The following is a 26,989-nucleotide window of genomic DNA, read 5'->3' on the forward strand; positions in this document are numbered from 1 at the left end:
CGGCGGAAGTGCCCTGCGGTGGTCAGCCGACCAGCGCGGGGAGCGCGGCGTCCGAGGCCGCCAGCGCGTCGCGGTCGTACGTCGAGCCGGTGACGAGCAGCTCGTCGGCGGCCGTGCGCTCCACGAGCCGCTCGAGCCGCCGTCGTACCGTGCCCGCGCTGCCGGCGGTCACGGCCGCCAGGCCCTTCTCCACCCGCCCGGCGTCCTGGGCGTCCCAGTCCTGCCCACGGATGTCGGCGACCGGCTCCAGCGGGCCGAAGACGCCGGTCCGGCGCGACCGCGCCATCGCCCACACCTCCGGCAGGGCCAGCTCGCGCGCCTCGGCGTCGGTGTCGGCGACCAGCACGTCCAGCGACACCGTGACCTGGGGATCGCTGCCCCCGTGCGGCCGGAACCCCCGGCGGTACGCCGCGAGCCGCTCCCCCACGTCCGGCTCGTCCAGCACCGGTCCGCCGACGACTACCGGCAGGCCCAGCCCGGCGGCGACCTCGAGCCCCCGCCCGGTGGCCAGCACCGACAGCGGGACCGCGCCGACCCCGGCCGGACGGGCGGTGACCGGGCCGGCGTCCTCGAGGTAGGCGCGCAGCTCGGCGACGTCCTCGGCGAAGGTGTCCGGCTCCTCGGAGCCGCGCCGCAGCGCGCGCCGCACCGGCGCGGTGAACCCGACTGACCGGCCGACGCCCAGGTCGACCCGGTCCGGGTGCAGCGCGGCGAGCATCCGGAACTGCTCGGCCACGACGTACGGCTGGTGGTTGGGCAGCATCACCCCGCCCGAGCCGATCCGGATCGTCGTCGTCCGCCCGCCGACCGCGGCCAGCAGCACCGCCGGCGCACCGGAGGCGACGCCGGGCACGCCGTGGTGCTCGGCGACCCAGAACCGGTGGTAGCCCAGCCGCTCGACCGCGACGGCCCGCTCGACGGTGTGGGCCAGGGCCTCGCCCTCCGGGCGGCCGGCGCGCGTGCGGGAGCGGTCGAGCAGGGACAACCTCATGCCGTCCCCAACGGTGCGGTGCCGTCGAGGCTTCCCGCCGCGCGCGCCGGCCGGTTCAGTCCGGCGGCTCGCCGGACCCGGGCACCTCGGCGTTCCGGTCGTCGAGGAGCCCGGTGCCCAGCCGGTCGTCGCCGTCGGCCGCGACCTTCGCCTCCAGCTGCTCTCACCCACTCGGGGGTGGGTCCGGGAAGGCGGCCGCGGGCACCTCCAGAGCGGCGCTGAGCACCCGGCGTCGCAGACCGCTCCACCCGGAGGTGTCCACCCATGGGGCGTACCACCACACCCTGGCGTACCACCGCACCCATCCCGCTCGCCGGTGTCGACGAGCACTGTGCCGTCCACCAGTTCATCCGCGTCCACGGGCGGCGTCCGACGGCGGAGGAGCTCGCCCGCTGCCAGCGGACCGCACCGCCGCTGCCGGTCGCCACGGGCGCGGCTGGTCCGCCGGTCCCCGCCGCCGGGCCGGCCGCCGCCGTCACCGGCCGCGTGCGGCGCGACATCGCGCGCCTCATCGCGCGCATCTGAGCCTCTCCCCTCGACGCCCCGCCGGGGTCTGGCCGGTACCGGACGAGGTACCTGCACCCCACGGGCGCCTCCGAGGTGCACCTGGGACGCGCTCGAGGCCCACCAGCTGAGACCACGGCTGGTGGGCCGTCCCCACGTCCGGACCTCCGCGGGACCCAGCGGGTAACCGACCCCCGGCTCGGCCGTTGAGCCGGTGACCGTCGCCACCGAGCCCCGAGGACCCGACGTGAAGCACCCGGCCCGCAGCCGCACCAGCACCCGTTCCCGGGCAGCCGCCCTCTTCGCCACCGGCGTGCTCGGCGCGGTCGGCGCCGCCGCACCGGTCCTCCCCGGCACCCCCGCCTCGGTGGCAGCCCCGGCACCCGGGGCGGCGCACGCGGATCGCGCGGCCACGGTGCCGGACGGGTGGCGGGCCCGCCCGGCGACGTACCCCGGCACCGTCGCGCGCAGCGACCTCGCCATCGCGATGTCCGACGGCACGGTCCTGCGCGGGGACCTGGAGCTGCCGGCCGGCGCCAACGGCCGGGCCGCGGCCGGCCGGTTCCCGGTCCTGGTGACGATCACGGCGTACAACAAGTCCGTCGCCGGGTCCTCGCTCAGGGAGGACGAGCCGGGCTACCTGGTCCGGCGCGGCTACGCCTCGCTCACCGTCGACGCCCGCGGCACCGGCAGCTCGGAGGGCACCTGGGACGCCTTCGGCGAGCGCGAGCAGCTCGACGGCAAGGAGGTCGTCGAGTGGGCCTCCTCCCGGGCACGTCCCTGGAGCAACGGCAAGGTGGGCATGCGCGGCCCGTCGTACATGGGCATCAACCAGCTCTTCACTGCAGCGCTGCACCCGAAGGGCCTCCGGGCGATCTTCCCCCAGGTGCCGGCGGGTGACGTCTACCGCGACGTCGTCGCCTCCGGCGGCCAGGTGGACGTCGGCTTCATCCCGCTGTGGCTGGGCCTGGTCACGACGACCGGTGTCGTCCCGCCCGCGGTGACCGCGACGGACCCGGCCTCCGGGATCGGGGCCCTGCTGTCCCACGTGCACGGCGCCGCGACGTTCACCGCCCCGCTGCTGCTCGACGCCGTGCTCGGCGGCGACGCGGCGCACGACGGGCCGTTCTACCGGACCCGCTCACCTCTGGAGGTGGTCGACGAGGTGGACGTGCCGACGTTCCTCGTCGGCGGGCGGCAGGACCTCTTCCAGCGCGGGACGCCGCTGCTGTTCGAGGCGCTCCAGGAGCGCGGCGTGCCGACCCGGCTCGTCGTCGGACCGTGGAACCACCTCGAGGGCTCGGCCGGCACGGGCCTGGAGAAGGCCGGCCACGGCACCCTCTCCCAGCTGCAGCTGCGCTGGTTCGACCGCTGGCTGCGCGGGGCGACGGGCACCCGCCTGGGCCGGATCGCACCGGTCACCGTCCACGAGAACGGGTCGGGCACGTGGCGCACCCAGCGGGAGTGGATCAGCCGCGACGCCCGGGCGCGCAGCTACCGGCTGTCGGGGAGCGCGACGACCGGTCTCCGGCCCGGCAGCCTGACGACCGGTACGGCCCGGGACGGCACGGCGGTCGTGCCGCCCGTGCCGGTCTCCGGGCTGTGCACCCGATCGGCGAGCCAGTGGACCGCGGGCATCCCCGGCCTGCTGGCCGGGGACCTGCCGTGCTTCACCGACAACGCGCTCAACGACGCCACCGGAATCGTCTACGAGACCGCACCGGTCACCAGGCCGGTCCGCTTCGCCGGACCGCTCAACGCACGCCTCCACGCCTCGAGCCCCACCGGTGGCGGCATGCTGGCGGTCTCGGTCTCCGACGTCTCGCCCTCCGGGCGGGTCACCCGCCTCACCGGCGGCTGGCAGCTCCTCGCCCAGCGGCAGCTCGACCGGCGACGGACCCGCTACCTCGACGGGGAGGTGCTCCAGCCCTACCACCCCTTCACCCGCGGGTCCCGGTCCCCGGCGCCGGGCAGGGTCGTGCCGGTCAACGTCGAGGTCTTCCCGACCGCGGCGAAGATCCGGAAGGGCCACCGGCTGCGCATCGCGGTCCAATCCTTCGACGTGCCCCACCTGCTGCCCTCGCTGCCGGACCTGCCGGGTGCACTCGCCCCGCTGACCCTGCACACCTCGCGCGCCCACCCCTCCCGGCTCACGATCCCGTGGCTGCCGGCCGGAGCGCGCTGAACCGCGCCGGAACCGCTCAGCCGTCGACGGGCTCGAGCAGGGCGAACGGCACGGTGAGCACCTGGTCGCGCACGCGCAGGTGGAAACGGGTGCGCCCGCGCTTGAGCACGGTGCCGACGGTGCCCTCGTAGCGACCGGCCGCCACGATCCGCGCCCGCTGGCCCACGCGCGGCGCCGGACGGACCGAGGCGCCCGCGGGTCCCGCGGCACCGGCCGCCGGCCCCGCGAGAACCCGGCGCAGCGCGGCGTCGTACTCCTCGCCGAGAGGTACGACGGCACCCCGGTGCGTCCACGACAGCAGGTGCTCGGGGCTGAACGTGCGCGAGCACCGGGTGCACGAGGCCGGCCGGGTCGGTCGGCGGTGCCGGGTGACCCGGTGGCCGGCCGGGCAGGTGCCGGCCCAGTCCCCCTCGATGGTGGGGGCGTCCGGGTCCGAGCAGCGCCGGCCCGAGCAGCCGATCCGCAGGGCGGTCGCCCGCCAGACCGCGTCGTGGCCGTGGCGAGGGCCGACCAGTGCGTGCGCCACCTCGTGCAGCACCGTGTCGCGCACCTCCGCCTCGTCGTGCAGCCGGGTGAGGGGTCCGCTGAGGCCGATCTGGCGCTCGTGGGGACGGCAGACGCCGGCCCGCCGCTTGGCCCGGTCGAAGACGAGCGTCCAGTCCCGCAGGCCGTGATCGTCCAGCAGCCCGCGCGCCATCCGCGCCGCCTCGTCCAGGTCCACGGCGGCACCCTAGGCCGGTCCACCGACGGACCGCGGCAGCGCCGCGTCGTACGCTCCGCCCGTGTCGATCACTCCTCCGGACCCGACCCTCGAGGCCGCGGCGCGCGAGCGCCTCGCCGGCCTCGCCACCCCGGCCGGCGCCCTCGGCCGGCTCGGCGACCTCGGCGCCCGGCTGAGCGCCGCCCTCGGATCGGTCCCGCCGCCGGAGCTCACCGACGTCCGGCTCGTCGTCTTCGCCGGTGACCACGGTGTCGCCGAGCACGGCGTCTCGGCCTACCCGGCCGCCGTCACCCCCGCCATGGTCCGCTCGCTCGTCGCGGGGACCGCCGGCGTCTCCGCGCTCGCGCGCGCCCACGGCGTGTCCGTCCGCGTGCTCGACATCGCGGTCGACGACGACCTCGACGGCGTGCCCGCGGAGGTCTCCGCCCACCACCTGCGCCGCGCGAGCGGGGCCATCCACCTCGAGGACGCCCTCGCCGCCGACGAGGTGCGCCGCGCGCTGGAGGTCGGCCGCACCGTCGCGGCCGAAGAGCTCGCCGCCGGCGCCCAGGTGCTGATCAGCGGCGACCTGGGCATCGGCAACACCACCCCGGCCGCCGCGCTCGTCGCCGCCGCGCTCGGCCTCCCCGCCGAGGACGTCGTCGGCCGCGGCACCGGCGTCGACGACGCCGGCCTGGCCCGCAAGACCGAGGTCGTCGCCCAGGCGCTGCGCCGCGCCGGCGGCCGCACCGCCGACCCGCTCGAGTCGCTCGCCGCCCTGGCGAGCGCCGACCTCGCCGCGACCACCGGTTTCCTCGTCGCCGCCGCCGAGGCCGGCGTGCCGGTGGTCCTCGACGGCCTGATGTCGGTGGCCTGCGCGCTCACCGCCGAGCGCCTCGCCCCCGGGGCCGCCGCCTGGTTCGTCGCCGGCCACCGCTCGACCGAGCCGGCGCAGTCGCTGGCGCTGGAGAAGCTCGGCCTGGACCCGCTGCTCGACCTCGGCCTCCGGCTCGGGGAGGGCAGCGGCGCCGTCGCCGCCGTCCCGGTGCTGCGCAGCGCGGTCGCGCTGATGCGCGACGTCGCCCTGCTCAGCGACCTGCTCCCCGGGTGACCCGGCCCGTCGACGTGGGCTCCCCCGCCGACGCGTGGCGGCTCGCGGTCGGCACGCTGACCGCCGTGCCGGTCGCGCCCCCGCGCACCGTGGACGCCCGCACCGCGGGTCGCGCGATGCTCCTCGCGCCACTCGCCGTGCTGCCGCTGGGGCTGCTGGTCGCGGTGGTCGGCCTGGCCGGCCGGGAGGCGGGCCTGGCCCCACTGGTCACCGCCGTCCTCGCTGTCGCCGGCCTCGCCGCCGGCAGCCGCGCGCTCCACCTCGACGGCCTCTCCGACACCGCGGACGGGCTCACCGCGTCCTACGACCGGCGCCGCTCCCTGGAGGTCATGAAGTCCGGCACGGCCGGTCCCGCCGGCGTCGCCGCCGTCGTCCTCGTGCTGCTGCTCCAGGTCACCGCGCTCACGTCCGTGCTCCGCGAGGACCGCGGGTGGCTGCTCGCCGGCGCGCTCGTGTGCCTCTCCCGCTGCGCACTGGCCCTCGCCTGCACCCGCGGCGTGCCCGGCGCCCGCCCCGACGGCCTCGGCGCGACGTACGTCGGCTCGGTGCGCCCGCTCGCCACGGTCACCCTGTGGCTGGGCGCGGCCCTGCTGGCGGCCGTGCTGGCCGGCGTGGCCGGCGTCGTGGCGGTCGTCGTCGCGGCCGGCGTGGTGGTGCTGGTCCTGCGCCGCACGGTCACCCGATTCGGCGGCGTCACCGGCGACGTCTTCGGCGCGGCCGTCGAGCTCGCCCTCGCCGCCCTGCTCGTCGTCGCCTCCGCCGGCTGACCCGGCCCACCTGAGCCGGCCCCTCCGCGGCCGCTCAGAGCCGCTCAGAGCGGGTCGGGCAGCCGCAGGACCCGCCCGGCGACGACGAGGTGCACCTCGTCGCAGGCGGCGCCGAGCCGCTGGTTCACCGTGCCCAGCAGGTCGCGGAAGAGCCGGCCGGAGCGGTACGCGGGGACGACCCCGAGGCCCACCTCGTTCGTCACCAGCACGACCGGGCCCGCGGCGGCACCGAGCGCGGCGAGGACGTGGTCGAGCTCGGCCAGCACCGCGCCGTGCACCTCCTCGGCCGGCGCCTCCCACAGGGCCGCCGCGTCCACGACCGCGGTCAGCCAGGTGCCGACGCAGTCCACCAGCACGGCGCCCGCGGCGGCCGACAGCACGGGGGCGAGGTCCCGGGTCTCGTGGGTGGTCCAGGACGACGGGCGGCGCGAGCGGTGCGCGGCGACCCGGGCCGTCCAGTCCGCGTCGTCCGCCGAGGGGACCGGGCCCGGGGCGACGTACGCCACGGCCAACTCGTCGGCCAGCAGCCGCTCGGCGTGGGTGGACTTCCCCGAGCGGACGCCGCCGGTCACCAGCACCTTCGTCGACCCGAGCACGGCGGCAGCCTAGCGACCCGATGGTCGGGCGCCCGACCTCTTGCTTGGACATCCAACCAAATGGCAGAGTGCCCGGTATGAGCACCGCAGCGCTGGACCCCGACGAGCGCCGGGCGATCATCGAGGCCGTCCGCGACTTCACCGAGGCCCGGATCGCCCCGAACGCCGTGGCGTGGGACCGCGACCACCACTTCCCCGTCGACGTGCTGGCCGAGGCCGGCGGGCTCGGCCTCGGCGCCATCTACGCCCGCGAGGACGTCGGCGGCTCCGGGCTGGGCCGCAGCGAGGCGGTGCTGATCTTCGAGCAGCTCGCCCGCGGCGACGTCGCGGTGGCGGCGTACATCTCGATCCACAACATGGCCGTCTGGATGATCGACACCTTCGGCACCGACGAGCAGCGCGCCCGTTGGGTGCCGCACCTGGCCGGCATGGAGAACCTCGCGAGCTACTGCCTCACCGAGCCCGACGCGGGCTCCGACGCGGGCAACCTGCGCACCAGCGCCCGCCGCGACGGCGAGGAGTGGGTGCTCAGCGGCACCAAGCAGTTCATCTCCGGCGCCGGCGCCTCGAGCGTGTACGTCGTGATGGCCCGCACCGGCGGCGCCGGCCCGAAGGGCATCAGCGCGTTCATCGTCCCGGCGGGGTCCGAGGGCCTGTCCTTCGGCGCCGAGGAGCAGAAGATGGGCTGGCACGCCCAGCCGACCCGGCAGGTCGTCCTCGACGAGGTCCGCGTCCCCGCCGACAGCCTGCTGGGCGAGGAGGGCCAGGGCTTCGCCATCGCGATGCGGGGGCTCAACGGCGGCCGGCTCAACATCGCCGCCTGCTCCCTCGGCGGCGCCCAGTGGGCCGTGGACCGCGCCGCCGAGCACATCGGCACCCGCCAGGCCTTCGGCGGACCGCTGTCGGACCAGCAGGGCCTGGTCTTCGCGCTCGCCGACGCCCACATTGAGCTGCAGGCCGCGCGCACGATGCTGCACGACGCCGCCGCCCGGCTCGACGCCGGCGAGCCCGACGCGGCCGTGGTCGTCGCCGGCGCGAAGCGCTTCGTCACCGACGCCGGGTTCAAGGCCGCGAACACCGCGCTGCAGCTGCACGGCGGCTACGGCTACCTTGCCGAGTACGGCGTCGAGAAGGTCGTCCGCGACCTCCGTGTCCACCAGATCCTCGAAGGGACCAACGAGATCATGCGAGTCATCGTGGGCCGCGCGCTCACCCGGGGACCGGCATGAGCGACCACCAGCCGGACGCACCGGCCGAGCCCGAGGTCGTCGTCTCCACCACCGGCCACCTGGGCCGGCTGGAGCTCAACCGCCCCCGCGCCATCAACGCGCTCAACCACCCGATGGTCGGCCTGCTCCAGCAGGCGCTGGACGCCTGGCGCGACGACGACGCCGTCCGCACGGTGCTGCTCACCGGCCGCGGCGAGCGCGGCCTGTGCGCCGGCGGCGACATCGTCTCGATCTGGAAGGACGCCAAGGCCGGCACCCACGAGTCGGCCCGCTTCTGGTCCGACGAGTACGTCCTCAACCACACGATCGGCCGCTACCCCAAGCCGTACGTCGCGGTGATGGACGGCATCGTCCTCGGCGGCGGCATCGGCGTCTCGGCGCACGCCAGCCACCGCGTCGTCACCGAGCGCTCCTCCCTCGGCATGCCCGAGACCGGCATCGGGTTCGTGCCCGACGTGGGCGGCACCTGGCTGCTCTCCCACGCACCCGGCGAGCTCGGCACGCACCTGGGCCTGACCGCCGGCTCGGTCGGCGCCGGCGACGCCATCGCCCTCGGCCTGGCCGACCACTTCGTCCCCTCCGACCGGATCGATGAGCTGGTCCGCCGGCTCGCCGAGGAGCAGCCGGACGCGGTGCTGGCCGACCTCGCCGAGGAGGCGCCCGAGGCGCCGCTGCTCGCGCAGCGCGACTGGATCGACGAGTGCTACGCCGGCGACGACGCCGCCGCGGTCCTCGCCCGGCTGCGCGAGCACCGTGCCCCCGAGGCCCAGCAGGCCGCCGGGACGCTCGCGAAGCGCTCGCCCTTCGCCGTGACGGCCACCCTGCGCGCGCTGCGCGAGGCCGGCGGGCTCGCCGACCTGGGCCAGGCCCTGGCGATGGAGCTGCGGCTGACCGTGCGGTTCCTCGACGTCCCCGACTTCGTCGAGGGCGTGCGCGCCCAGGTCATCGACAAGGACCGGGACCCGCAGTGGCGGCCCGCGTCGCTCGACGAGGTGGACCCCGCCGCCGTCGCCGCCCTCTTCGAGCCCCTGCCCTCGGGCGAGCTCGAGCTCCCCACCACCTCCGGAGGAACCGCATGAGCACCAGCACCACCGTCGCCTTCATCGGCCTGGGCAACATGGGCGGCCCGATGGCCGCGAACCTGGTGGCCGCCGGCCGCGACGTCACCGGCTTCGACGTCGGCCAGGAGGCCTGCGACCGGGCCCGCGAGGCCGGCGTCGACGTCAAGGGGTCCGCCGCGGAGGCCGTCCACGGTGCCGGCTCGGTCGTGACCATGCTGCCCAACGGCGCCCTCCTCCTCTCGGTGTACGACGAGGTGCTGGCCGCCGCGGCACCCAGCACCCTCTTCGTCGACTGCTCGACCGTGGCGGTCTCCGACGCCCGCACCGCGGCCGACCGCGCCGTCGCGGCCGGCCACCGGGCCGCGGACGCACCGGTCTCCGGTGGTGTCGGGGGCGCCGAGGCCGGCACGCTGACCTTCATGCTCGGCTGCGACGACGCCCTCCTCGAGGAGGCCACCGCGCTGCTCGACCCGATGGCCGGCCGCGTCGTCCACTGCGGCGCCTCGGGCGCCGGGCAGGCCGCGAAGATCTGCAACAACATGGTCCTCGGCGCGTCGATGATCGCGATCTCCGAGGCGTTCGTGCTCGGCGAGAAGCTCGGCCTGACCCACCAGGCGTTCTTCGACGTCGCCTCCACCGCGTCGGGCCAGTGCTGGGCGCTGACGACCAACTGCCCGGTGCCCGGACCGGTGCCGACGAGCCCGGCCAACCGGGACTGGAAGCCCGGCTTCGCGGGCGCGCTGATGGCCAAGGACCTCGGCCTGGCGCGCCGCGCGGTCGAGGAGTCCGGCACCGACGCCGCCGTGGGCACGCTCGCCGAGGAGCTCTATCGTCGCTTCGCCGATGAGGGCGGCGCCGGCCTCGACTTCTCCGCCATCGTCAACACCATCCGGGAGCGCTCGGCCACCGCGGCCGGGTGACCACACCAGCACCGCTGAGGAGCCCCATGCCGTCGTACGAGACCATCCAGGTGACCCGCGAGGGCCGCGTCGGGACGATCACCCTCGACCGCCCGAAGGCGCTGAACGCGCTCAACGCCCAGCTGATGACCGAGGTCGTCGCCGCGGCCGAGGAGCTCGACGCCGACCGCGGCATCGGCGCGATCGTCCTCACCGGCTCCGAGCGGGCGTTCGCGGCCGGCGCGGACATCAAGGAGATGGCCGAGCAGTCCTACGCCGACATGGCGCTCGGTGACTGGTTCGCCGACTGGGACCGGTTCGCCTCCCTCCGCACGCCGGTCATCGCAGCCGTCTCCGGCCACGCCCTGGGCGGCGGCTGCGAGCTGGCGATGATGTGCGACATGGTCCTCGCCGCCGAGTCGGCGCGCTTCGGCCAGCCGGAGATCAACCTGGGCGTCTTCCCCGGCATCGGCGGCACCCAGCGGCTGACCCGGGCCGTCGGCAAGGCCGTGGCGATGGACCTCATCCTCACCGGCCGCACGCTGACCGCCCAGGAGGCGCTCGCGGTCGGGCTGGTCTCCCGCGTCGTGCCGACCGAGGAGCTGCTCACGCAGGTCGCCGAGGTCGCCGCGACGATCGCCGAGAAGTCGCTGCCGGTCCTCTACGCCACCAAGGAGGCCGTCAACCGCGCCTTCGAGACCACCCTCGCCGAGGGTGTGAGGTTCGAGCGCCGCACCTTCCACGCGGCGTTCGCGCTCGAGGACCGCACCGAGGGCATGGGCGCCTTCGTGGAGAAGCGGAAGGCCGAGTTCAAGCACCGCTGACGTCGGCCCGCAGGTACGCCGCCACCGCGGCGGCGACCTGCGGCCCGTGCGTCAGCGGCACCATGTGCGCCCCGGCCGGCAACGTCTCGACGCGCGACCCGGCCGGCGCAGCGGCCACGAGCCGCCCGGCCCAGTCCGCCGGGCAGATCCGGTCGTGGCGCCCGCGCAGCACCAGCACCGGGCAGCGGACGTCGACCAGCGTCGCCTCGACGTCGTCGTGCCGGGCCGCGTCCATCGTCCGCTGGATGTGCAGCAGCCCGGTGCGGGAGTAGCTCCACGCCAGGAACGGCACCTGGCCGGGCCGCTCGTGGCGGGCGGTCCGCAGCCAGCGCCCGGCCAGTGCCGGCCAGGTCCGCGCACGCGGGTCGGTGCTCAGACCCACCAGCACGAGGCCGACCACGCGGTCGGCCGCGGCCGCGGCGGCGTGGGCGACGACCTGCGCGCCCGCCGAGTGCCCGAGCAGCACGACCGGCCCGTCCTCCGGCTGCAGCACCGCGGCGAGCCGCAGGCCGCGGGTGGCCGGGTCGAGCGCCTCCCCGCGGCGCGGCCGCACGCCGTACCCCGGCAGCACCTCGGTGCGTGAGCGGTGGCCGGGCAGCGCGGCGAGGGTGGTGTCCCACGCGGTCGGGCGCAGCCCGAGGCCCGGCACGGCGACGAGCGCCGGCCCGGGCTCAGGGCGCGAAGTCACCGCGACCGGCGCGGAACCGGCCGAGGACCTCGACCAGTGCCGCCACGTCCTCCTCGGCCAGCCCGATCGCCTCGAACACCTCGGCGTTGAGCACGGCCGTGGCCTCCTCGACCAGCCGCGCGCCCGAGGCCGTGAGGACCAGCACCGCCGACCGGCCGTCGTCGGGGTTGGCGACCCGCTGGACGTGCCCGTCCTCGGCGAGCCGGGCCGCGAGGCTGGTCAGCGACGTCGGGTGCACCTGGAGCCGCTGGCCGGCCCGTCGCATCGTCATCTGCTGCTCGGAGGCGAACGACAGCAGCCGCAGCAGCTCGAAGCGCGCGAACGTCAGCCCGAAGGGTCGCAGCAGACCGTCGATCTGGGTGAGCAGCAGCTGCTGGGCGCGCATGATCGAGGTGACCGCCGCCATCCCGGGCGCCGCGTCGTCCCACCCGTGGGCCGTCCACTGACGGCGGGCCTCGGCGATCGGGTCGCGGCCGGGCGTCGGTGGGCTGCTCATCGCGGCAGAGCCTAGAACAGGTCGTCGCTGCGCAGGCTCACCTCGGCGCCGCCGTCGACGTACACCACCTGTCCGGTGACGTGGGTGTTGGCCTCCGAGACGAGGAAGCCCAGGACCGACGCGACGGCCTCGGGCGGCGCGTAGCTGTTCAGCGGCATCGGCACCGCGGCGTCCATCACCTCGCGCATCGCCGGGTCTTCGAAGAGCCAGGTGGTCATCGGGGTCAGCACCACGCCGGGCGCGACCACGTTGAGCGCGATGCCGGCGTCGGCCCAGCCGGCGGTCACGCAGGTGCGCCGCGCCCAGGTCGCGAGCGCCCGCTTCGAGGAGGGGTAGACCGAGTAGCCGGCGCCCCGCTCCCCCAGCGCGGTCGCGCGCGCGAGCGCCGCGTCCTCGTCGCCGTCGAGGCAGGCGCGCGTGGTCTCCTCGTCGAAGGGCTGGGTGCCGGCGATGGAGCCGACGACCGCCACCCGCGGGGAGTCGGAGGCCGCCAGCACCGGTCGCAGCGCCTGGGCCACCTCGACGGTGCCGAAGTAGTTGATCCGCACCATCAGCGGGCTCGGCTCGGAGACCCCCGCGCAGGTGACCAGCGCGTCGATGCGGTCGCCGGTCAGCTCGCGGACCGCCGCGACGGCGTCCGCGCGGCCGGCGGGCGTGGACAGGTCGGCGACCACCTCGGCGTCGCGCAGGTCGACCCCGACCACCTCCTCGCCGCGGGCGCGCAGCTGCTCTTTGAGGGCGCGGCCGATGCCGGAGGCGCTGCCGGTGACGACGGTACGACGGGGCACGGGGGCCTCCTGGTGAGGTGGGTCGGGACGGTGCGTGGAACTGGGGCGTCAGGTGCCGTCGGCGAGCCGGCGGCCGACCGAGCGGGCGGCGTCGACGACCAGCGGCGCGACGCGGGTCAGCGGGGTGGTGGCGTCACCGACGAGCGAGAGGGCGGCGACCTGGCCGTCGCCGTACCGCACCGGCGCGGCGACGCAGGCGACGTCGCGGGCGTAGGCGCCGCGCTCGAAGGCCAGGCCGTGCCGGCCACGGATCCGGTGGAGCTCGTGGTGGAACCGCGCCAGCGCCTCGGCGTCCAGCGCCGGACCGACGAGGACGTCGACGTCCTCGGAGTCCAGGCAGGCCAGCATGGCGCGGCCCAGGGCGGTGCGGTGCGCCGGCAGGCGGCGCCCGACCCGGGAGGGGACGGTGCTCGCCCGGGGTCCGCCGATCTTGTCGAGGTAGCTGACGTCGGCGTCCTCCAGCACGGCCAGGTGGACCACGAGGCCGGTGCGGACGTGCAGCTCGTGCAGGTGCGGCGCCGCCGCCTCGCGCAGCCCGAGGTGTCCGTCCGTGCGGCGGGCGAGCCCCTGGGCCCGGCGGCCGAGCGCGTAGCCGAACGGCGAGTGGTCGGCCCACTCCAGGCGCACCATCTGCTCGAGGATGCGGTGGGCCGTGGACCGCGGGAGCGCCGTCGCAGCGGCGACCTGCTCGAGCGAGAGCCGCGTGCGCGCGGACCCGAACGCGTCGAGGATGAGCGTCATCCGCTCGACCATCGTCACCGGCGTACCCGTCTCACCGACCTCGTCGGCCGTCAGCAGCGGCACCGGACCTCCTGGGGACTGCCACGCACCCTCGTTGGACGGCCGGACGCTAGCAGCGCGGCGGGGTGGCCGGGCGCGATCTCCCGGTCAGCGGGTCCCGAGGCGTCCGCGACCGCCTCACGACCGTCTCGTGACCGTTCCGTGACCGTTCCGTGACCTCGGCTCCGGCCGTCCTCCGGGCCCTGCCGCGTTTGGGAGGTGGCCCGCCGCGGAACCCTACGGGTGCCACGTGTCGCGGATGTTTCGGCGGGACGAGGACCGGCTCCGATGGTTCACCTCACCCTTTCGGGTCATTTGTCCCTGTCCCGGTTTCACGGGTGTGCCGTCGGGTAGGGACCAGCCATGACGACGAGTGCTGTACCGCTGGGACGCCGACCGAAGGACCTCCGGCGCAAGGCCGAGACCAAGCGCCTCTTCGACGAAGCGGCCACCGCCGTGAGCGAGGCCGAGCGGGAGCGCCTCCACGAGGAGATCGTCCTGCTGAACATCGAGGTCGCCCGCACCCTCGCCTCGCGGTTCCGCAACCGCGGCGTGCCGATCGAGGACCTCGAGCAGGTCGCCCTCCTCACCCTCGTGCGGATCGTGCCGAAGTTCGACGCCAGCAAGGACCGCGACTTCCTCGCGTACGCCGTCCCCTCCATCCGGGGCGACCTCAAGCGCTACTTCCGTGACTTCGGCTGGATGGTGCGTCCGCCCCGTCGCGTCCAGGAGATCCAGTCCGAGGTCGTCGCCGCCCACCAGCGCGCTCGCGAGGCCGGCGAGCCCGCCTCTGCCGAGAAGATCGCCGAGCAGCTCGACCTGAAGCCCTCCGAGGTCCGGGCCGCGCTGATGGCCGACGGCTGCTTCCAGCCGCTCTCGCTCGACGTGCCGGTCTCCCCCGACCACGGTCGCGGCTCCCTGGGCGACACGCTCAGCGACGACGACCCGAGCGGCGAGCGCGCCGCGGAGGCCCGGGCCATGCTCACCCCGCTCATGCGCGAGCTGAGCGAACGCGACCGTCGCATCCTGCACCTCCGCTTCGCCGAGGACTGCACCCAGCAGGAGATCGCCGACCAGCTGGGCGTCACCCAGATGCAGGTCTCGCGCCTCCTGAGCCGGATCCTCGGCACGCTGCGCGAGGGCATCGGCGAGCTGGAGCCCACCGCCGGCTGACCGGCCCCACGGCACGACACGAGGCCCGCCGCTCCCGAGGGGAGCGGCGGGCCTCGTCGTGTCTGGCTGTCGTGCCTGGCTGGAGGAGCTGTCGCCGTCAGGCGGGGACGCGCTCCGCGTGGTCGAACCGACCGGTCGTGCCGGTCAGGTCGATGACGCGGGCCACCGCGGCGCTGAGCGCTGCCACGCTGAAGGAGCCACCGGAGGCGGCCACCTCCTGCTGGCAGGCCAACAGTGCCGAGAGGCCGGTGCAGTCGATGAAGGTCACTCCGTCGAGGTCGAGCACGACAGAGCTGCAGCCGTCCGCCGTGCGGCGCGCGATCGATGCCCGCAAGCCGGACGCCGAGAGGACGTCGAGCTCGCCGGTGACGACGACGCGCAGCTGAGGGGGATCGACCACGGCGTTCACTGAGAAGTACAAGGAACCGACAATCCGGGCCGTGAGGTCCTGGTGGAGGTGCGCCGGAGTCCCCGGCACACCTCGACGCTACGCCGCCTCGGTGTCCACGTCACCATCAGCGGACGAACAATCGGGACAGCCACCCCTGCGGGTGAGGCGCGGCGCGAGCCGCTGTCCAGGCAGGTCAGGGCTGGGCACCCGTGCCCCGGAAACGGCGCGGAAGGGCCAGGACGCGACCTCTGGGGGGCATCGGTCGCGACCTGGCGGCAGGATCCTGGCACAGGCCCGCCCTGCCGTGCGCAACGAGCACCGGCGTGTCCGTCAGAAGGTCGTCGTCGCCGTGCTGAACGGGTTGCAGGTGAACTCCCGCGACCACTCGGTGGTCCACGACCGGAAGCTCGCGGTGACCGTGACGGTGTAGGTCGACGACCTGAAGAGGCGGAACTCCTGGGTGTGCGTGACGCTGCCCTGCTTGTTGCTGAGGGGGGCGGACGTGGCGCCGTTGTCCGAGACCTCGACCTCGTAGGTCGTGCCGCCCAGCTGGCCGGCGTCGCCGACGCCCCTGATGGTCGCCGTACCTCCCGCGGCCAGCCGACCGGCGTTGCTGGTGCACTGGAACGATCCGGTGACCGAGGAGATGGTGGCCATCCGGGCGATCGAGACGCCCGTGCCGGCAGGCGCCTGACGCACGCTGAACACCGCCTGGGCGACCTGCGGGACCAGCAGGAAGCACACCACCGCGAGCACGACGGCCGCGGCGCGGCGCCACGTGTCGGTGCGGTTCATGCGGGCTCCTGCGGGTCTCGGGAGGGACTGATGAGAAGTCTGCCGACACGGCTTCAAGGGGGCCGACCAGAAAACTCAAGAATTCCGCAAGGTCTGGCACACTCGCCCCGTGGACGCAGCGGAGCACGAACGCACGGCACTGGTGGTCGAGGACGACGAGGACATCCGTTCCCTCATCGAGTTCACCCTGCAGACCCAGGGGTTCGTGGTCACCGCGGTCGACTCCGGCCTGGCCGGCGTCGAGGCGGTGCACTCCCTGGACCCGGACCTGATCACGCTGGACCTGGGGCTCCCCGGGATCGACGGCATCGAGACCTGCCGGCGGATCCGCGAGACCAGCGACGCCTACATCGTGATGATCACCGCCCGCGACGACGAGATCGACCGGCTCATCGGCCTGGAGACCGGGGCCGACGACTTCCTGTCCAAGCCGTTCAGCGTCCGTGAGCTCAAGGCGCGGGTCAACGCGCTGTTCCGGCGGCCTCGCCGCGGTCCGGCGCTGTCGGTGGCGCCGACGTCCTCCGAGCCCGAGCACGAGGTCCTCGAGCACGGCGCGCTGCGGGTCGACGTCGACGGCCGGCGCGCGTTCCGCGACGAGGAGGAGCTCGCGCTCACCCGCACCGAGTTCGACCTGCTCACCGAGCTGATGCGCACCCCCGCCCGGGTCTGGACCCGCGAGGCGCTGCTGCGCTCGGTGTGGGGCACCGACTGGGCGACCGACACCCACCTGGTCGAGGTCCACGTCGGCAACCTGCGGCGCAAGCTCGGCGAGAAGCGCGAGGGCCCCAAGTTCGTGCGGACCGTCCGGGGCGTCGGCTACCGGATGGAGTCGCTCTAGCCTCAGCGCGGTCGGTACGACGCGAGGTAGTCGTCGAGGGCCGACTCCGCACGGGTGGCCGCCGACCGCAGGTGCGCGGCCCGGGAGCAGGCTGCGGCCACGTCCCGTCGGCGCACCTCCTGCTCGACCGAGATCGCGAGGCCGGCGAGCTCCCGGGTCCCCATGGTGATCGAGGAGACCTTGAGGCTCAGCACGGCGTCCATCGCGTCGACCAGGTCGCCCTGGGCGAGTGCGGCGACGAGCCGCTCGACGCGGCCCGACAGCATCGCCCGGTAGCGCTGCGCGAACGACAGCGCGAAGCCGTGGTCCTGCACGTCCTCGCCGAGGCGGACGAGGGCGTCGCGGTCGAGCACGCCGTCGGGGCTCAGCATGGCGATCACGCCTCGTCCCCCGCGGTGTCCTCGTCCTGGTCCCCGTCCTCGGCGGGTGACCAGATGAGGGAGAAGCCGAGGAGCAGCGCACCGGCCAGGGCGACCCAGCGGACGCCGTCCTGCACGGCCGGCGACCGGAGGGCGCGGATCGCGGAGCCCAGCTTCGGCACGACCGCCTGCATCTCGTAGACGGTGTCGCCCTCGAGGGTGGCGACCCACGGGTCGGCGTTCTCGTTGTTGTCGCCCTTGGTGCGGACCGCGACCGAGCCGTCCTCGCCGTGGATGACCTCGACGACGCGGTGCGTCTCGACGCGGTGGTCCTCGACCGGGATCTGGTAGGTGATGACGTCGCCGACCGCGACGTCGGCCGCCGGCTGCGGCGTGGTGACCACGACGTCGCCGGGCATGATGCCCGGCTCCATGCTGCCGGTCAGCATGGTCGAGGTGCGGTAGCCCAGCAGGTGCGGGCCGACCGCGAGGAAGCAGAACGCCACGGCGCACACGAGCAGCACCAGGCTCGTCACCAGGCTGACCACCCGGCGGCCCCAGCCACGACCGGGACGCTCGCCCCCGGCAGCACCCTGCTCGCCGCCCGGCCGGGCGTCCTGGCCCGGGGCGTCGGCGACACGGCCGGCGAGGGCGCCCTGGCGCAGCGCGGGGCGCTGCGGCTGCTCGGCGCGGTGGCGGCCCACGACGACGGCCTGCGCTGCGACGGTGCTCACGAGCGGGTCTCCTCGGGTGGTCGGGGTGGGTGGCTGGCGGGGTGGGGCCCCGTGCGGCCGGCGGGATCGCCGTCAGCCGCACGGGAGTCGGTCAGCGGAGCTCGCCGGCCCGCTGGGCGGGGGCTCCGTCCGGTGGTGGTCCTCAGGTGGTCCGGCGGGTGGTGCTGCCGGGAACCTGATGACCAGAACTCTGCCGCTCGCAGATCAAGGCTCGAGCCGGTGAATACCGCAGGTTTCCTCAAGCCGCCCGCAAACCCCTCGGACAGCGCCCGGGGCCTCCCCCGCACGAGCGGGAGGGGCCCCGGGCGAGCCACCGGTACGGCGGCACTCAGACGCTGTCGAACCAGCCCGCCAGCGCCGGCACGCGCCGCAGCACCAGCTGGTCGAGCAGGAGCACTGCCAGCAGCGAGATGCCGAAGAACGGCAGCAGCACCCCGAGGGCGACGATCCCGACGACCAGGACGGGTGAGGACCGCAGCGGCATCCGGCCGCGCGGTGCCGCCACGGAGCCGTGCCGCTTCGGCCGGCGACGCCACCACATCAGCGGCCCGGTGACGCAGGAGAAGATCACGCCGAGGCACATCAGCGCCGCCCCCCAGAACGACCAGAGGCCGAGGCTGCGCCCCTCGTGGAGACCGATGCCCTGGGCGACCACCTTCGCGAGCGCCGGGTAGTCGTCGAACCCGTAGGTCGAGACGACCTGGCCGCCGTACCGGTCCACGTGCACCGTCTGCTCGTCGGAGGGCGCGTCGAAGGCGTACCCGATGACGGAGAAGACGCCGTCGTCGGTCGCCGGCAGCGCGACGGTGAAGGGCCGCCGGAGGCCCTCGCGCTCCGCCACGGCGACGGCGGTGTCGACGTTCGCGACGTTGACCTCGCCCTCGCCGTGCTCGCCGCCCCGGGCGCCCCCGGTGTCCTCGGGCACCTCGGAGGTCGGCACGTCGCCCTTCTGCTGGGCCCACGGGATGTCCTGGGCGTGGCTGTGCGGGAGCGACTCGTCGAGCGTGGACAGCGGGCTCGAGGCGGCGCCGTGGTCGGTGCTCCACAGCGACGAGCCCTGGCTGGTGGCCAGCGACTGCACCTGGGCGCCCCAGAACCCGGTCCACGGCAGCCCGGACACGAGGAGGAACAGCAGGCCCAGCCCCACGACCGCGCCGACGACGCCGTGCCTGCCGCGCAGCTTCGCGCCCTTGCGCCCCGACCTCGCCAGCCGCTTCCGGGCGCGGCGCCCGCGGAGGAAGAGGTAGTAGCCGGTGACGGCCATGACGATCGCCCAGCACGCACCGAGCTCCATCACCGCGTCGCCGACACGCCCCGCCATCAGGTCGGCGTGCAGCCGGACCGCGGTGCCCGACAGCGTGGTGTCGGGGTCCATCGACCCGAGCACCTCCACCGCGAAGGGGTCGACGAAGACGTCGCGGCCCTCGCCGTCGGGCATCGTCACGGAGAAGACGGTGCTGCGGCCCTCCTCCCGTGGCTCGGCCAGGGAGACCACGGTGGCGTCGGGGTAGGCGGAGCGCACCGCGGCGAGCTGGGCGGAGTACGGCTGGGCGGCGGGCTGGGTCGCCGAGGGCTCGGCCTTCATCAGGTCGGGGTGGAGCATCGGCTCGAGCTCGAACCGGAACAGGTAGATCAGGCCGGTCGTGGCCAGCACGAGCAGCACGGGCACCACGACGAACGAGGCGAAGAAGTGCCAGCGCCACACGGCCCGGAAGAGGCCGCTGCCGGATCCCTTCGGGCGGGTCCTGCCCGGTGGCCGCGGCGGGGTGGGTGGGGTCGGAGCGCGCTCGGGCGCGCGGAGGTCGGTCATGGGTCTCTCCTCGAGACGGCGTGCCGCGGCCGCCGTCGGGCGACGGGCACGCACGGGACGACGGACCACCGCAGAGGTGGTCCGCTGGGACGGGCTGGGTCAGGCCGCGAGGAGAGGCGGCCCGCGTCGTACGACGCAGCGCGCGAGGAGGTCGGTCGGCCGGCGGGCGGGTCGGGTGGCCGGCGCGTGGGCGGGAGTGGTGACCACGACGGGCGCGGCCAGGACCAGCGCCAGCGCGAGGAGGAGCGGCCGGAGCACCACGGCCGAGGCGAGCGCGACGAGCGTCCACAGGGCGCGCTCCCCCGCGGCGAGCCAGAGCCCGACGAGGACCGCGGCGACGAGGTGGACGGCCATCATCGGCGCGTGCGCCGACAGGTCGTCGAGGAGGTGGCCGACCGGCAGCGCGGGTGCGACCGCGTGGCTCCCGGACTCGTAAGCCTCCTGGAGGGAGCCCATCCGCCGGCCGTCGACGAGCGGCAGGACGGCGCCCGCCGGCTCCGCGGCGGCCCGGCCGGGCGAGGTGGGGGCGTCACCGACGTGGCCGCCGGTGGCCGTGAGGACCGCGTGGACCGCGGCCTGGCCGGCGACGAGCAGGCCGACCACCCGCAGGGTCGAGGCGGGCCGCGAGAGCAGCGCCGCCGAGGCGACCGAGCCGACCACCACGACCAGCGCGAGCACTCCCGGGCCGGGCAGCAGCCCGTCGGCCGTGACGTGCCCGGCCGCGCCGAGGAAGACGGCCAGGAGGGTCACCAGGAGCGCGCGTGCCCACAGCACGACGGGATCCATCCGGCCCTCCACGCCCGCGATCATCCCACGCCCCCGAAGGTCGGCGGGCGCGCGTCGACGGTGCCGGTCGCTGGTCGAGCAGGCGAGCCCGGGCGAGCCGCCGTCCCACCGCCCCGCCCGGTCAGTTCAGCCGGCGGGTGTCCTCCGGCGCGGTGCCGCCGCGGTGGACGTCCTCGACCATCTTCTGCAGCGCGGTGAGGGCGACGTTCTGCGAGACCGGGCCGAAGCTGATCCGGGCCACGCCGAGCTCCTGCAGCCGCGCGAGCGGCGGGTGCCCGGGCAGGCCGATGACGGTCAGCCGCTGCGGTCCGAACGCGTCGCAGAGGTGGGCCACCTCCTCCTCGGAGAGGAAGCCCGGCACGAACACCACGGGGGCGCCGGCGTCGAGGAACGCGCGTCCGCGCTCGGTGGCCTCGGCCAGCACCTCGCCCCGGTCGCGGTCCCCCGCCCGGAGGAACACGTCGGTGCGTGCGTTGAGGACGAACTCGACCCCGGCCTGCTCGGCCACCGCCATCACCTGCTCCACCTGGCGGACGGCCTCGGGCAGCGGCTTGAGCTGGTCCTCGAGGTTCGCGCCTACGACGCCGATGTCGATCGCCCGCCGGACCGTGCCGGCCGCGTCGCCGTACCCGCCCTCGAGGTCGGCGGTCACCGGCAGGTCCGTGGCCCGGACGATGCGGCCCACCATGTCGAGCATCTCCTGGACCGGGATGTTCTCCCCGTCCTCGTAGCCCAGGGTGGCGGCGATCGAGTGGCTCGCGGTCGCCAGTGCCCGCGTGCCGGGGACGTCGGCGACGACCCTGGCGCTGATGGCGTCCCAGACGTTGACGACGGTGAGCAGCTCGGGCTCGCGGTGGAGGCGGAGCAGCTCACGCGCCTTGTCGGCGGTGGCGTCGGCGGTGGCGGTGGCGTCGGCGGTCGGGTCGGCGGTGGCGTCGGTCATGGCCCACCCTTACCCCCAGAACACCCGCTCCACGACCGCGCTCGCCTGCCGGGTGCGCCGCAGGTGGTCGTTGACCATCGCGTCGGTCTCGCCGGCGGGGTAGCCCAGGATGCTCGCGACGGCCGCGCGCTCCCGCGCGTCGCGCGGCATCTCGTCCGACGGCTTCCCACGGACCAGCGTCACCGCGTTGCGGACCCGGCTCACGTGCCGCCAGGTCTGCTGCAGGACGTCGGCGTCCTCGGCCTCGACCAGGCCGGCGTCGCGGGCGGCGTCCAGCGCGGCCATGGTGCGGGTGGTCCGCAGCCCCTCGACCCGGCCGGCGTGCCGCATCTGCAGCAGCTGCACGGTCCACTCCACGTCGGCCAGGCCGCCCCGGCCGAGCTTGAGGTGCATCTGCGGGTCGGCACCCCGCGGCAGCCGCTCGCGGTCCACGCGCGCCTTGATCCGGCGCACCTCGAGCACGTCGTCCTCCGAGATGCCGGCCGCCGGGAAGCGCAGCGGGTCGACCACCTCCTCGAACCGCCGTCGCACGTCGGGGTCGCCGACGGCCGCGTCGGCGCGCAGCAGCGCCTGCGCCTCCCAGACCTTCGACCACTTCGCGTAGTACGCCGCGTAGGAGTCGAGCGTGCGGACCAGCGGCCCTTGCTTGCCCTCAGGCCGCAGGTCGGCGTCGACCGCGAGCGGCGGGTCGCCGCCGGGCAGGCCCAGCAGGCGGCGCAGCTCGTTCGCCACCGCCTGGGCGTACGACGACGCCCGCTGCGGGTCCGCGTCCGGCGCCGGCTCGTGCACGAACAGCACGTCGGCGTCGGAGCCGTAGGACAGCTCGAACCCGCCGTACCGGCCCATCGCCACGATCGCCATCCGGGTGGGCGGCTCCTCGAGCCCGCGCTGCGCGCAGACCGACCGGCCGACCACGTCGAGGGTCACCTCGAGCGTGGCGTCGGTCAGCCTGCTCAGGCCGGCGCCGACGGCGTCGACCTCGGTGAGGCCGACGAGGTCGCCGGCGGCGATCCGGAACAGCTCGCGCCGGCGGATCGCGCGGACCGCGCGCACGGCCTTCTCGGGGTCCTGCTGCCGGCGGGCCGAGGCACGCATCTCGTCGACGAGCGCCTCGCCGGCGAGCGGCGTGAGGTCCTCCCCCAGCATCCGGACGCCCTGCGGCTCGCGCTCGAGCAGGCTGGTGGCGTACCGCGACCGGGACAGCACCTGGGCCAGCCGCTCGGCGACCTGGCCCTCGTCACGCAGGGTCTTGAGGTACCAGGGGCTGTCGCCCAGCGCCTCGCTGATCCGGCGGAAGCCGAACAGCCCGCCGTCGGGGTCGGGGCCCTCGGCGAACCACTGCAGCATGACGGGCAGCAGGGCGCGCTGGATGTTCGCGCTGCGCGAGACGCCGGTCGTCAGCGCCTCGAGGTGGCGCAGCGCGGCCTTGGGGTCCAGGTAGCCCAGGGCGGCGAGCCGCTCGCCCGCCGCCGCGGTCGAGAGCCGGACGCCGGGGCCGGGGATGGCCGCCACGGCCTCGAGCAGCGGCCGGTAGAAGATCTTCTCGTGCAGCCGGCGCACCTCGCGCCGGTGGTGCTGCCACTCCTTGTCCAGCGCGGCCGCGGAGTCGCGCAGGTAGCCGATGCTGCGGCCCAGCCGCCGCATCGCCTCCTCCTCCTCGGGCACCACGTGGGTCCGGCGCAGCTGGAAGAGCTGGATCCGGTGCTCGAGGGTGCGGAGGAACGCGTAGGCCTCGTGCAGCGCCTCGCCGTCCTCGCGCCCGACGTACCCGCCCCGGGTCAGCTCGGCGAGGGCGCTGAGCGTGGCGGTGGCCCGGATCCCCTCGTCACCGCGCCCGTGGACCAGCTGCAGCAGCTGCACGGCGAACTCGACGTCACGCAGCCCGCCGGACCCCAGCTTGAGCTGGCGGTCGGCCTCGCGGGCCGGGATGTGCTCGACGACGCGCCGCCGCATGGCGCGGGTGTCGGCCACGAAGCCCTCGCGCTCGGCGGCGCTCCACACCAGCGGGGCGACCATCTCGACGTACGCCGCGCCGAGCTCGCGGTCCCCGGCGACGGGGCGCGCCTTGAGCAGCGCCTGGAACTCCCAGGTCTTCGCCCACCGCTCGTAGTAGCCGCGGTGGCTGGCGAGGGTCCGGGTGAGCGGCCCGGCCTTGCCCTCCGGTCGCAGCGCGGCGTCGACGGGCCAGATCGTGCCCTCGCCGGTCTGGTCGGAGCAGACCTGCATCAGGTTGCTGGCCAGCTGGGTGGCGGCGCGGAGCGCGGCGTGGTCGTCGGCGCCCTCGGCCGGCTCGTGGACGAAGACCACGTCGACGTCGGAGACGTAGTTGAGCTCGTGGCCACCGCACTTGCCCATCGCGACCACCGCCAGCCGCGCCAGCGCACCCTGCTCGCCCACGCGTTGGCGGGCGACGGCGAGCGCGGCCTCGAGCGTGCCGGCGGCGAGGTCGCTCAGCTCGGCCGCCGCGTCGTCGACGCCCAGGTCGTGGGCCAGGTCGCGGGCGGCCAGCCGGAGCAGCAGCCTGCGGTACTCCACGCGCAGCGCGTCGCGGGCCTCCACGTCGGGCAGCGTCGCGACCGGTGCGGCGTCGTCGGGGTCGGCGCCGACGCTGCGCAGCAGCGAGGCACGCAGGGCGTACGCCGCCGGGCGGGTCGAGCCGAGCGTCGGGTCGGTCATCTCCTGCCAGTGGCCCGGGTGCCGGACGAGGTGGTCGCCGAGCGCCGCCGAGGCGCCGAGCACCGAGAGCAGCCGCATCGCGGTGCCCTCGTCCTCGGTGAGCGCGCGGAGCATCGGGGCCGGGTCCTCGAGCGCCCCGGCGAGCCGGACGAGTGTCGCCAGGGCGAGGTCGGGGTCGGCCGTGCGGGCCAGCAGGTGGAGCAGCTCCTCGGCGGCGGGCCCCAGGTCGCGCAGGTGCGCCATGGCGTCCTCGCCGTCGAGGAAGCCCAGCCGCAGCAGCGCGCCCTTCGAGGTCGCGGCCCGGTTCACCGGGAGCCGCCCGCGGACCGCTCGGCGAGCTCGGCGAAGCGGCGGGCCAGCGGCCGCCAGGCGGCGTCGAGCTCGGGGCGGGCCCGGTCGACGTCCTCGAGCAGGCGGGCCTGGTCGATCCCGCGCGCCTCGTGCGACCCGCGGTCGTCCTCGGCCCACGGGCCGAGCACCTCGGCCGTCACCTCCGGGTGCAGCTGGACGCCCCAGGCGGCGGCCGCGTGGCGCGCCGCCTGCACGGTGCCGTCGGGGGCGTGCGCCAGGGCGACCGCGCCCGCCGGGAGGGCGGTGACGACGTCGTTGTTCCAGTGCACGCCGCGGCGCGCACCCGCGGCCAGCTCTCCGAGGAGGGGGTCGTCGGCCGCCTCGGCGGTCCAGCCGACCTCCAGCAGCCCGAGCTGCTGCCCGTGGCGGTTGACCGCGATCTCGCCACCCAGCGCCACGGCGAGCAGCTGGTGGCCCAGGCAGATGCCGAGCGTGGGCACGCCGTCGCGGACCGCCGCCCGGACCAGCTCGCGGGTCGGAGCGAGCCAGGCGTGCTCGGCGTCGTCGCGGGCGCCCATCGGCCCACCCAGGACGAGCAGGGCGTCGGCGGCGACGGCGTCCGGCAGCACGTCGCCGGCGTGGGGGCGGAGCACCTCGAGCGTGCAGCCCGCCTCGACCAGCCAGTCGCCCACGAGGGCGGGCGGGCAGTCGCGGTCGTGCTCGACCACGAGCACCCGGGGGCCCGTCACCGCTTCGCCGCCAGGTCGGGGTCGTCGGCGATCAGCGCGAGGAAGAGCAGGCTCAGGCCGACGACGATCGTCACGAACCCCAGCTGGCCGACGAGCACCGAGCACGGGAGCAGCGCGACGCCGACCGCCACGCAGGCCCGCCGCGCCGCCGCGCCGCGGGCCGGCAGGGACCGCAGCGCCAGGGCGGTCAGGCCGAGCACGGCGACCGCCGCCACCGAGAGCGACACGGCGTACGTCGCCGCCCCGCCGTCCTCGGGGAGCACGTCCACGAGCACCCACGCCGCCAGGGCGGCGACGGCCACCCCGACGCCGAGGGCGACGAGGAGCGCGATCCGCAGGCGGCGCGCGCGGTCCTGGCTGTAGACGACCGTCGGGCGGTCGGTGGCGGGCACGGCGCTCAGATGACCGGGAGCATCCGGTCCCGCTCGAAGGCGGAGACCTGGCCGCGGTACTCGTCCCACTCCGCCCGCTTGTTGCGCAGGAAGAAGTCGAAGACCTGCTCGCCGAGGGTCTCGGCCAGCAGCTCGGAGCGCTCGGCGATGGTGATCGCCTCGTTGAGGTTCTTCGGCAGCGGCTCGATGCCCAGCGCCCCGCGCTCGCGCTCGGTCAGCGACCACACGTCGTCCTCGGCCTCGCGCGGCAGCTCGTAGTCCTCCTCGATGCCCTTCATGCCGGCGGCGAGCACCGCGGCGAAGGCGAGGTAGGGGTTGCACGCGGCGTCGATCGTGCGCAGCTCGACCCGCGTCGACGGGCCCTTGTTCGGCTTGTACATCGGCACCCGCACCATCGCGGAGCGGTTGTTGTGGCCCCAGCAGATGTAGGACGGCGCCTCGCCGCCGAACATCATCCGCTTGTAGCTGTTGACCCACTGGTTGGTGACGACGCTGATCTCCGGCGCGTGCCGCAGGATGCCGGCGATGAACTGCCGGCCGGTGCGGGAGAGCTGGTACTGCGCACCCGGCTCGTAGAAGGCGTTCTGGTCGCCCTCGAAGAGCGAGACGTGGGTGTGCATGCCCGACCCGGGGTGGGTGGTGAACGGCTTGGGCATGAACGACGCCCAGATGTCCTGGCCCAGCGCGACCTCGCGGATGACCGTGCGGAAGGTCATGATGTTGTCGGCGGTGGTCAGCGCGTCGGCGTACCGCAGGTCGATCTCCTGCTGGCCCGGGCCGCCCTCGTGGTGGCTGAACTCCACCGAGATGCCCATCGACTCCAGCATCGTGATCGCCTCGCGGCGGAAGTCGGCGCCCTTGGACTGCGCGGTGTGGTCGAAGTAGCCGCTGCGGTCGACCGGCACCGGCTCCTCCCCCGCCTCCGGGGCGTTCTTGAACAGGTAGAACTCGATCTCGGGGTGGGTGTAGAAGGTGAAACCCCGGTCGGCGGCCTTGCCGAGCGTCCGCTTGAGGACGTAGCGGGGGTCGGCGTAGGACGGCGAGCCGTCGGGCATCTCGATGTCGCAGAACATCCGCGCCGTCGAGGGTCCCTCACCCCGCCACGGCAGGATCTGGAACGTCGATGGGTCCGGCTTGGCCAGCATGTCGGCCTCGTAGACCCGCGCGAAGCCCTCGATCGCCGAGCCGTCGAAGCCGATGCCCTCGGCGAAGGCCCCCTCGAGCTCGGCCGGGGCCACCGCGACGGACTTCAGGAAGCCGAGCACGTCGGTGAACCAGAGCCGGACGAACCGGACGTCGCGCTCCTCGAGAGCGCGGAGAACGAAGTCTTCCTGCTTGCCCATGGCGCCAGCCTAGGGCCGGACGGGCCCGACCCCGCCGCCGGACCCGGCCGTGGACGGCGCCGCCCGACGGGCGACGCCGCCCGGCCCCCG

General features: G+C 75.3%; 28 protein-coding genes. 10 read left to right on the forward strand and 18 right to left on the reverse strand.

The features are described 5' to 3' along the window. Positions 1–22 precede the first annotated feature (22 nt). On the reverse strand, positions 23–991 hold the full coding sequence (locus OSR43_RS13420; protein WP_302267082.1) for an MsnO8 family LLM class oxidoreductase: 969 nt from the start codon (positions 989–991) through the stop codon (positions 23–25). 264 nt (positions 992–1,255) lie between these two features. Here OSR43_RS13420 and OSR43_RS13425 point away from each other — a divergent pair, with 264 nt between their 5' ends. Together OSR43_RS13425 and OSR43_RS13430 are read left to right on the forward strand one after the other, a co-directional pair. Beyond that, the gene (locus tag OSR43_RS13425) at positions 1,256–1,516 is read left to right on the forward strand and encodes a hypothetical protein (protein WP_302267084.1); all 261 of its coding nucleotides are present in this window, start codon (positions 1,256–1,258) and stop codon (positions 1,514–1,516) included. A 226-nt stretch (positions 1,517–1,742) separates the two neighbouring features. Beyond that, a complete protein-coding gene (locus OSR43_RS13430) occupies positions 1,743–3,680 on the forward strand; it encodes a CocE/NonD family hydrolase (protein WP_302267086.1) in 1,938 nt (645 codons plus the stop codon). A 16-nt stretch (positions 3,681–3,696) separates the two neighbouring features. Here the strand turns inward: OSR43_RS13430 and OSR43_RS13435 are convergent, their stop codons facing one another. Continuing rightward, a complete protein-coding gene (locus tag OSR43_RS13435) occupies positions 3,697–4,401 on the reverse strand; it encodes a SprT-like domain-containing protein (RefSeq protein ID WP_302267088.1) in 705 nt (234 codons plus the stop codon). A 61-nt stretch (positions 4,402–4,462) separates the two neighbouring features. On the opposite strand from OSR43_RS13435, the gene cobT reads away from it, so the two are divergent. Then, positions 4,463–5,491: a nicotinate-nucleotide--dimethylbenzimidazole phosphoribosyltransferase gene (cobT, locus tag OSR43_RS13440; RefSeq protein ID WP_302267090.1), complete on the forward strand. Its 1,029-nt coding sequence runs from the start codon at positions 4,463–4,465 to the stop codon at positions 5,489–5,491. Further along, positions 5,488–6,258: an adenosylcobinamide-GDP ribazoletransferase gene (gene cobS, locus OSR43_RS13445; protein WP_302267092.1), complete on the forward strand. Its 771-nt coding sequence runs from the start codon at positions 5,488–5,490 to the stop codon at positions 6,256–6,258. Before cobT ends, cobS begins: the two co-directional genes overlap by 4 nt. Positions 6,259–6,302: 44 nt before the next feature. Here cobS and cobU read toward each other — a convergent pair whose 3' ends face one another. Next, positions 6,303–6,854, reverse strand: a complete 552-nt coding sequence (gene cobU / locus OSR43_RS13450) for a bifunctional adenosylcobinamide kinase/adenosylcobinamide-phosphate guanylyltransferase (RefSeq protein WP_302267094.1) — start codon at positions 6,852–6,854, stop codon at positions 6,303–6,305. Between the two features lie 77 nt (positions 6,855–6,931). On the opposite strand from cobU, the gene OSR43_RS13455 reads away from it, so the two are divergent. From OSR43_RS13455 to OSR43_RS13470, 4 genes are read left to right on the forward strand one after another with little or no spacing between them, the layout of a single operon-like run. Next, complete coding sequence (locus OSR43_RS13455; protein ID WP_302267095.1) at positions 6,932–8,083, forward strand: acyl-CoA dehydrogenase family protein; 1,152 nt, start codon at positions 6,932–6,934, stop codon at positions 8,081–8,083. After that, entirely contained in the window at positions 8,080–9,162 is a 1,083-nt protein-coding gene (locus OSR43_RS13460) for an enoyl-CoA hydratase/isomerase family protein (protein ID WP_302267097.1), read from the forward strand. Before OSR43_RS13455 ends, OSR43_RS13460 begins: the two co-directional genes overlap by 4 nt. Beyond that, a complete protein-coding gene (mmsB, locus tag OSR43_RS13465) occupies positions 9,159–10,064 on the forward strand; it encodes a 3-hydroxyisobutyrate dehydrogenase (RefSeq protein WP_302267098.1) in 906 nt (301 codons plus the stop codon). Before OSR43_RS13460 ends, mmsB begins: the two co-directional genes overlap by 4 nt. A gap of 26 nt (positions 10,065–10,090) precedes the next feature. Continuing rightward, on the forward strand, positions 10,091–10,867 hold the full coding sequence (locus OSR43_RS13470; protein ID WP_302267099.1) for an enoyl-CoA hydratase: 777 nt from the start codon (positions 10,091–10,093) through the stop codon (positions 10,865–10,867). Here OSR43_RS13470 and OSR43_RS13475 read toward each other — a convergent pair. Genes OSR43_RS13475 through OSR43_RS13490 form a run of 4 tightly spaced genes read right to left on the reverse strand, consistent with a single transcriptional unit; the run spans position 10,854 to position 13,643 of the window. Next, positions 10,854–11,555, reverse strand: a complete 702-nt coding sequence (locus OSR43_RS13475; protein ID WP_302267100.1) for an alpha/beta fold hydrolase — start codon at positions 11,553–11,555, stop codon at positions 10,854–10,856. The two genes, OSR43_RS13470 and OSR43_RS13475, sit on opposite strands and share 14 nt — an antisense overlap. Next, positions 11,539–12,051 carry a MarR family winged helix-turn-helix transcriptional regulator gene (locus tag OSR43_RS13480; protein WP_302267101.1) on the reverse strand — a complete coding sequence of 171 codons (513 nt, stop codon included), beginning with the start codon at positions 12,049–12,051 and terminating at the stop codon, positions 11,539–11,541. The genes OSR43_RS13475 and OSR43_RS13480 overlap by 17 nt, the downstream gene beginning before the upstream one ends. A gap of 11 nt (positions 12,052–12,062) precedes the next feature. Continuing rightward, entirely contained in the window at positions 12,063–12,839 is a 777-nt protein-coding gene (locus OSR43_RS13485) for an SDR family oxidoreductase (RefSeq protein WP_302267102.1), read from the reverse strand. A gap of 48 nt (positions 12,840–12,887) precedes the next feature. Further along, positions 12,888–13,643, reverse strand: coding sequence for an IclR family transcriptional regulator (locus tag OSR43_RS13490; RefSeq protein WP_302267103.1), 756 nt, complete (start codon positions 13,641–13,643; stop codon positions 12,888–12,890). Positions 13,644–13,982: 339 nt separating this feature from the next. Here OSR43_RS13490 and OSR43_RS13495 point away from each other — a divergent pair, with 339 nt between their 5' ends. Continuing rightward, positions 13,983–14,792: a sigma-70 family RNA polymerase sigma factor gene (locus OSR43_RS13495; RefSeq protein WP_302267104.1), complete on the forward strand. Its 810-nt coding sequence runs from the start codon at positions 13,983–13,985 to the stop codon at positions 14,790–14,792. A 97-nt stretch (positions 14,793–14,889) separates the two neighbouring features. Here the strand turns inward: OSR43_RS13495 and OSR43_RS13500 are convergent, their stop codons facing one another. Then, positions 14,890–15,192 (reverse strand): STAS domain-containing protein, encoded by a 303-nt coding sequence (locus OSR43_RS13500; RefSeq protein ID WP_302267105.1) that lies wholly within the window; start codon positions 15,190–15,192, stop codon positions 14,890–14,892. Positions 15,193–15,513: 321 nt separating this feature from the next. Beyond that, positions 15,514–15,978 carry a hypothetical protein gene (locus OSR43_RS13505; RefSeq protein WP_302267106.1) on the reverse strand — a complete coding sequence of 155 codons (465 nt, stop codon included), beginning with the start codon at positions 15,976–15,978 and terminating at the stop codon, positions 15,514–15,516. Between the two features lie 109 nt (positions 15,979–16,087). Between OSR43_RS13505 and OSR43_RS13510 the strand changes: the two genes are divergently transcribed. Further along, positions 16,088–16,816 carry a response regulator transcription factor gene (locus OSR43_RS13510; protein WP_302267107.1) on the forward strand — a complete coding sequence of 243 codons (729 nt, stop codon included), beginning with the start codon at positions 16,088–16,090 and terminating at the stop codon, positions 16,814–16,816. 2 nt (positions 16,817–16,818) lie between these two features. Here the strand turns inward: OSR43_RS13510 and OSR43_RS13515 are convergent, their stop codons facing one another. The 9 genes from OSR43_RS13515 to OSR43_RS13555 all read right to left on the reverse strand — a co-directional run bounded on the left by OSR43_RS13515 (position 16,819) and on the right by OSR43_RS13555 (position 26,899). Continuing rightward, complete coding sequence (locus OSR43_RS13515) at positions 16,819–17,187, reverse strand: Hpt domain-containing protein (protein ID WP_302267108.1); 369 nt, start codon at positions 17,185–17,187, stop codon at positions 16,819–16,821. 5 nt (positions 17,188–17,192) lie between these two features. Further along, positions 17,193–17,909 carry a signal peptidase I gene (locus OSR43_RS13520; RefSeq protein ID WP_302267109.1) on the reverse strand — a complete coding sequence of 239 codons (717 nt, stop codon included), beginning with the start codon at positions 17,907–17,909 and terminating at the stop codon, positions 17,193–17,195. A 328-nt stretch (positions 17,910–18,237) separates the two neighbouring features. Further along, on the reverse strand, positions 18,238–19,719 hold the full coding sequence (locus tag OSR43_RS13525; RefSeq protein WP_302267110.1) for a PepSY domain-containing protein: 1,482 nt from the start codon (positions 19,717–19,719) through the stop codon (positions 18,238–18,240). Between the two features lie 99 nt (positions 19,720–19,818). Then, positions 19,819–20,529 (reverse strand): hypothetical protein, encoded by a 711-nt coding sequence (locus OSR43_RS13530; protein ID WP_302267111.1) that lies wholly within the window; start codon positions 20,527–20,529, stop codon positions 19,819–19,821. Between the two features lie 97 nt (positions 20,530–20,626). Continuing rightward, on the reverse strand, positions 20,627–21,448 hold the full coding sequence (locus OSR43_RS13535; RefSeq protein ID WP_302267112.1) for an isocitrate lyase/phosphoenolpyruvate mutase family protein: 822 nt from the start codon (positions 21,446–21,448) through the stop codon (positions 20,627–20,629). A 9-nt stretch (positions 21,449–21,457) separates the two neighbouring features. After that, complete coding sequence (locus OSR43_RS13540; protein WP_302267113.1) at positions 21,458–24,433, reverse strand: bifunctional [glutamine synthetase] adenylyltransferase/[glutamine synthetase]-adenylyl-L-tyrosine phosphorylase; 2,976 nt, start codon at positions 24,431–24,433, stop codon at positions 21,458–21,460. Further along, the gene (locus tag OSR43_RS13545) at positions 24,430–25,164 is read right to left on the reverse strand and encodes a type 1 glutamine amidotransferase (protein ID WP_302267114.1); all 735 of its coding nucleotides are present in this window, start codon (positions 25,162–25,164) and stop codon (positions 24,430–24,432) included. Before OSR43_RS13545 ends, OSR43_RS13540 begins: the two co-directional genes overlap by 4 nt. Beyond that, positions 25,161–25,556, reverse strand: coding sequence for a hypothetical protein (locus OSR43_RS13550; protein ID WP_302267115.1), 396 nt, complete (start codon positions 25,554–25,556; stop codon positions 25,161–25,163). Before OSR43_RS13550 ends, OSR43_RS13545 begins: the two co-directional genes overlap by 4 nt. A 5-nt stretch (positions 25,557–25,561) precedes the next feature. After that, positions 25,562–26,899: a glutamine synthetase family protein gene (locus OSR43_RS13555; RefSeq protein WP_302267116.1), complete on the reverse strand. Its 1,338-nt coding sequence runs from the start codon at positions 26,897–26,899 to the stop codon at positions 25,562–25,564. Between the last annotated feature and the right edge of the window lie 90 nt (positions 26,900–26,989).

The sequence above is a fragment of the Nocardioides sp. Arc9.136 genome (assembly GCF_030506255.1).
Lineage (GTDB): Bacteria > Actinomycetota > Actinomycetes > Propionibacteriales > Nocardioidaceae > Nocardioides.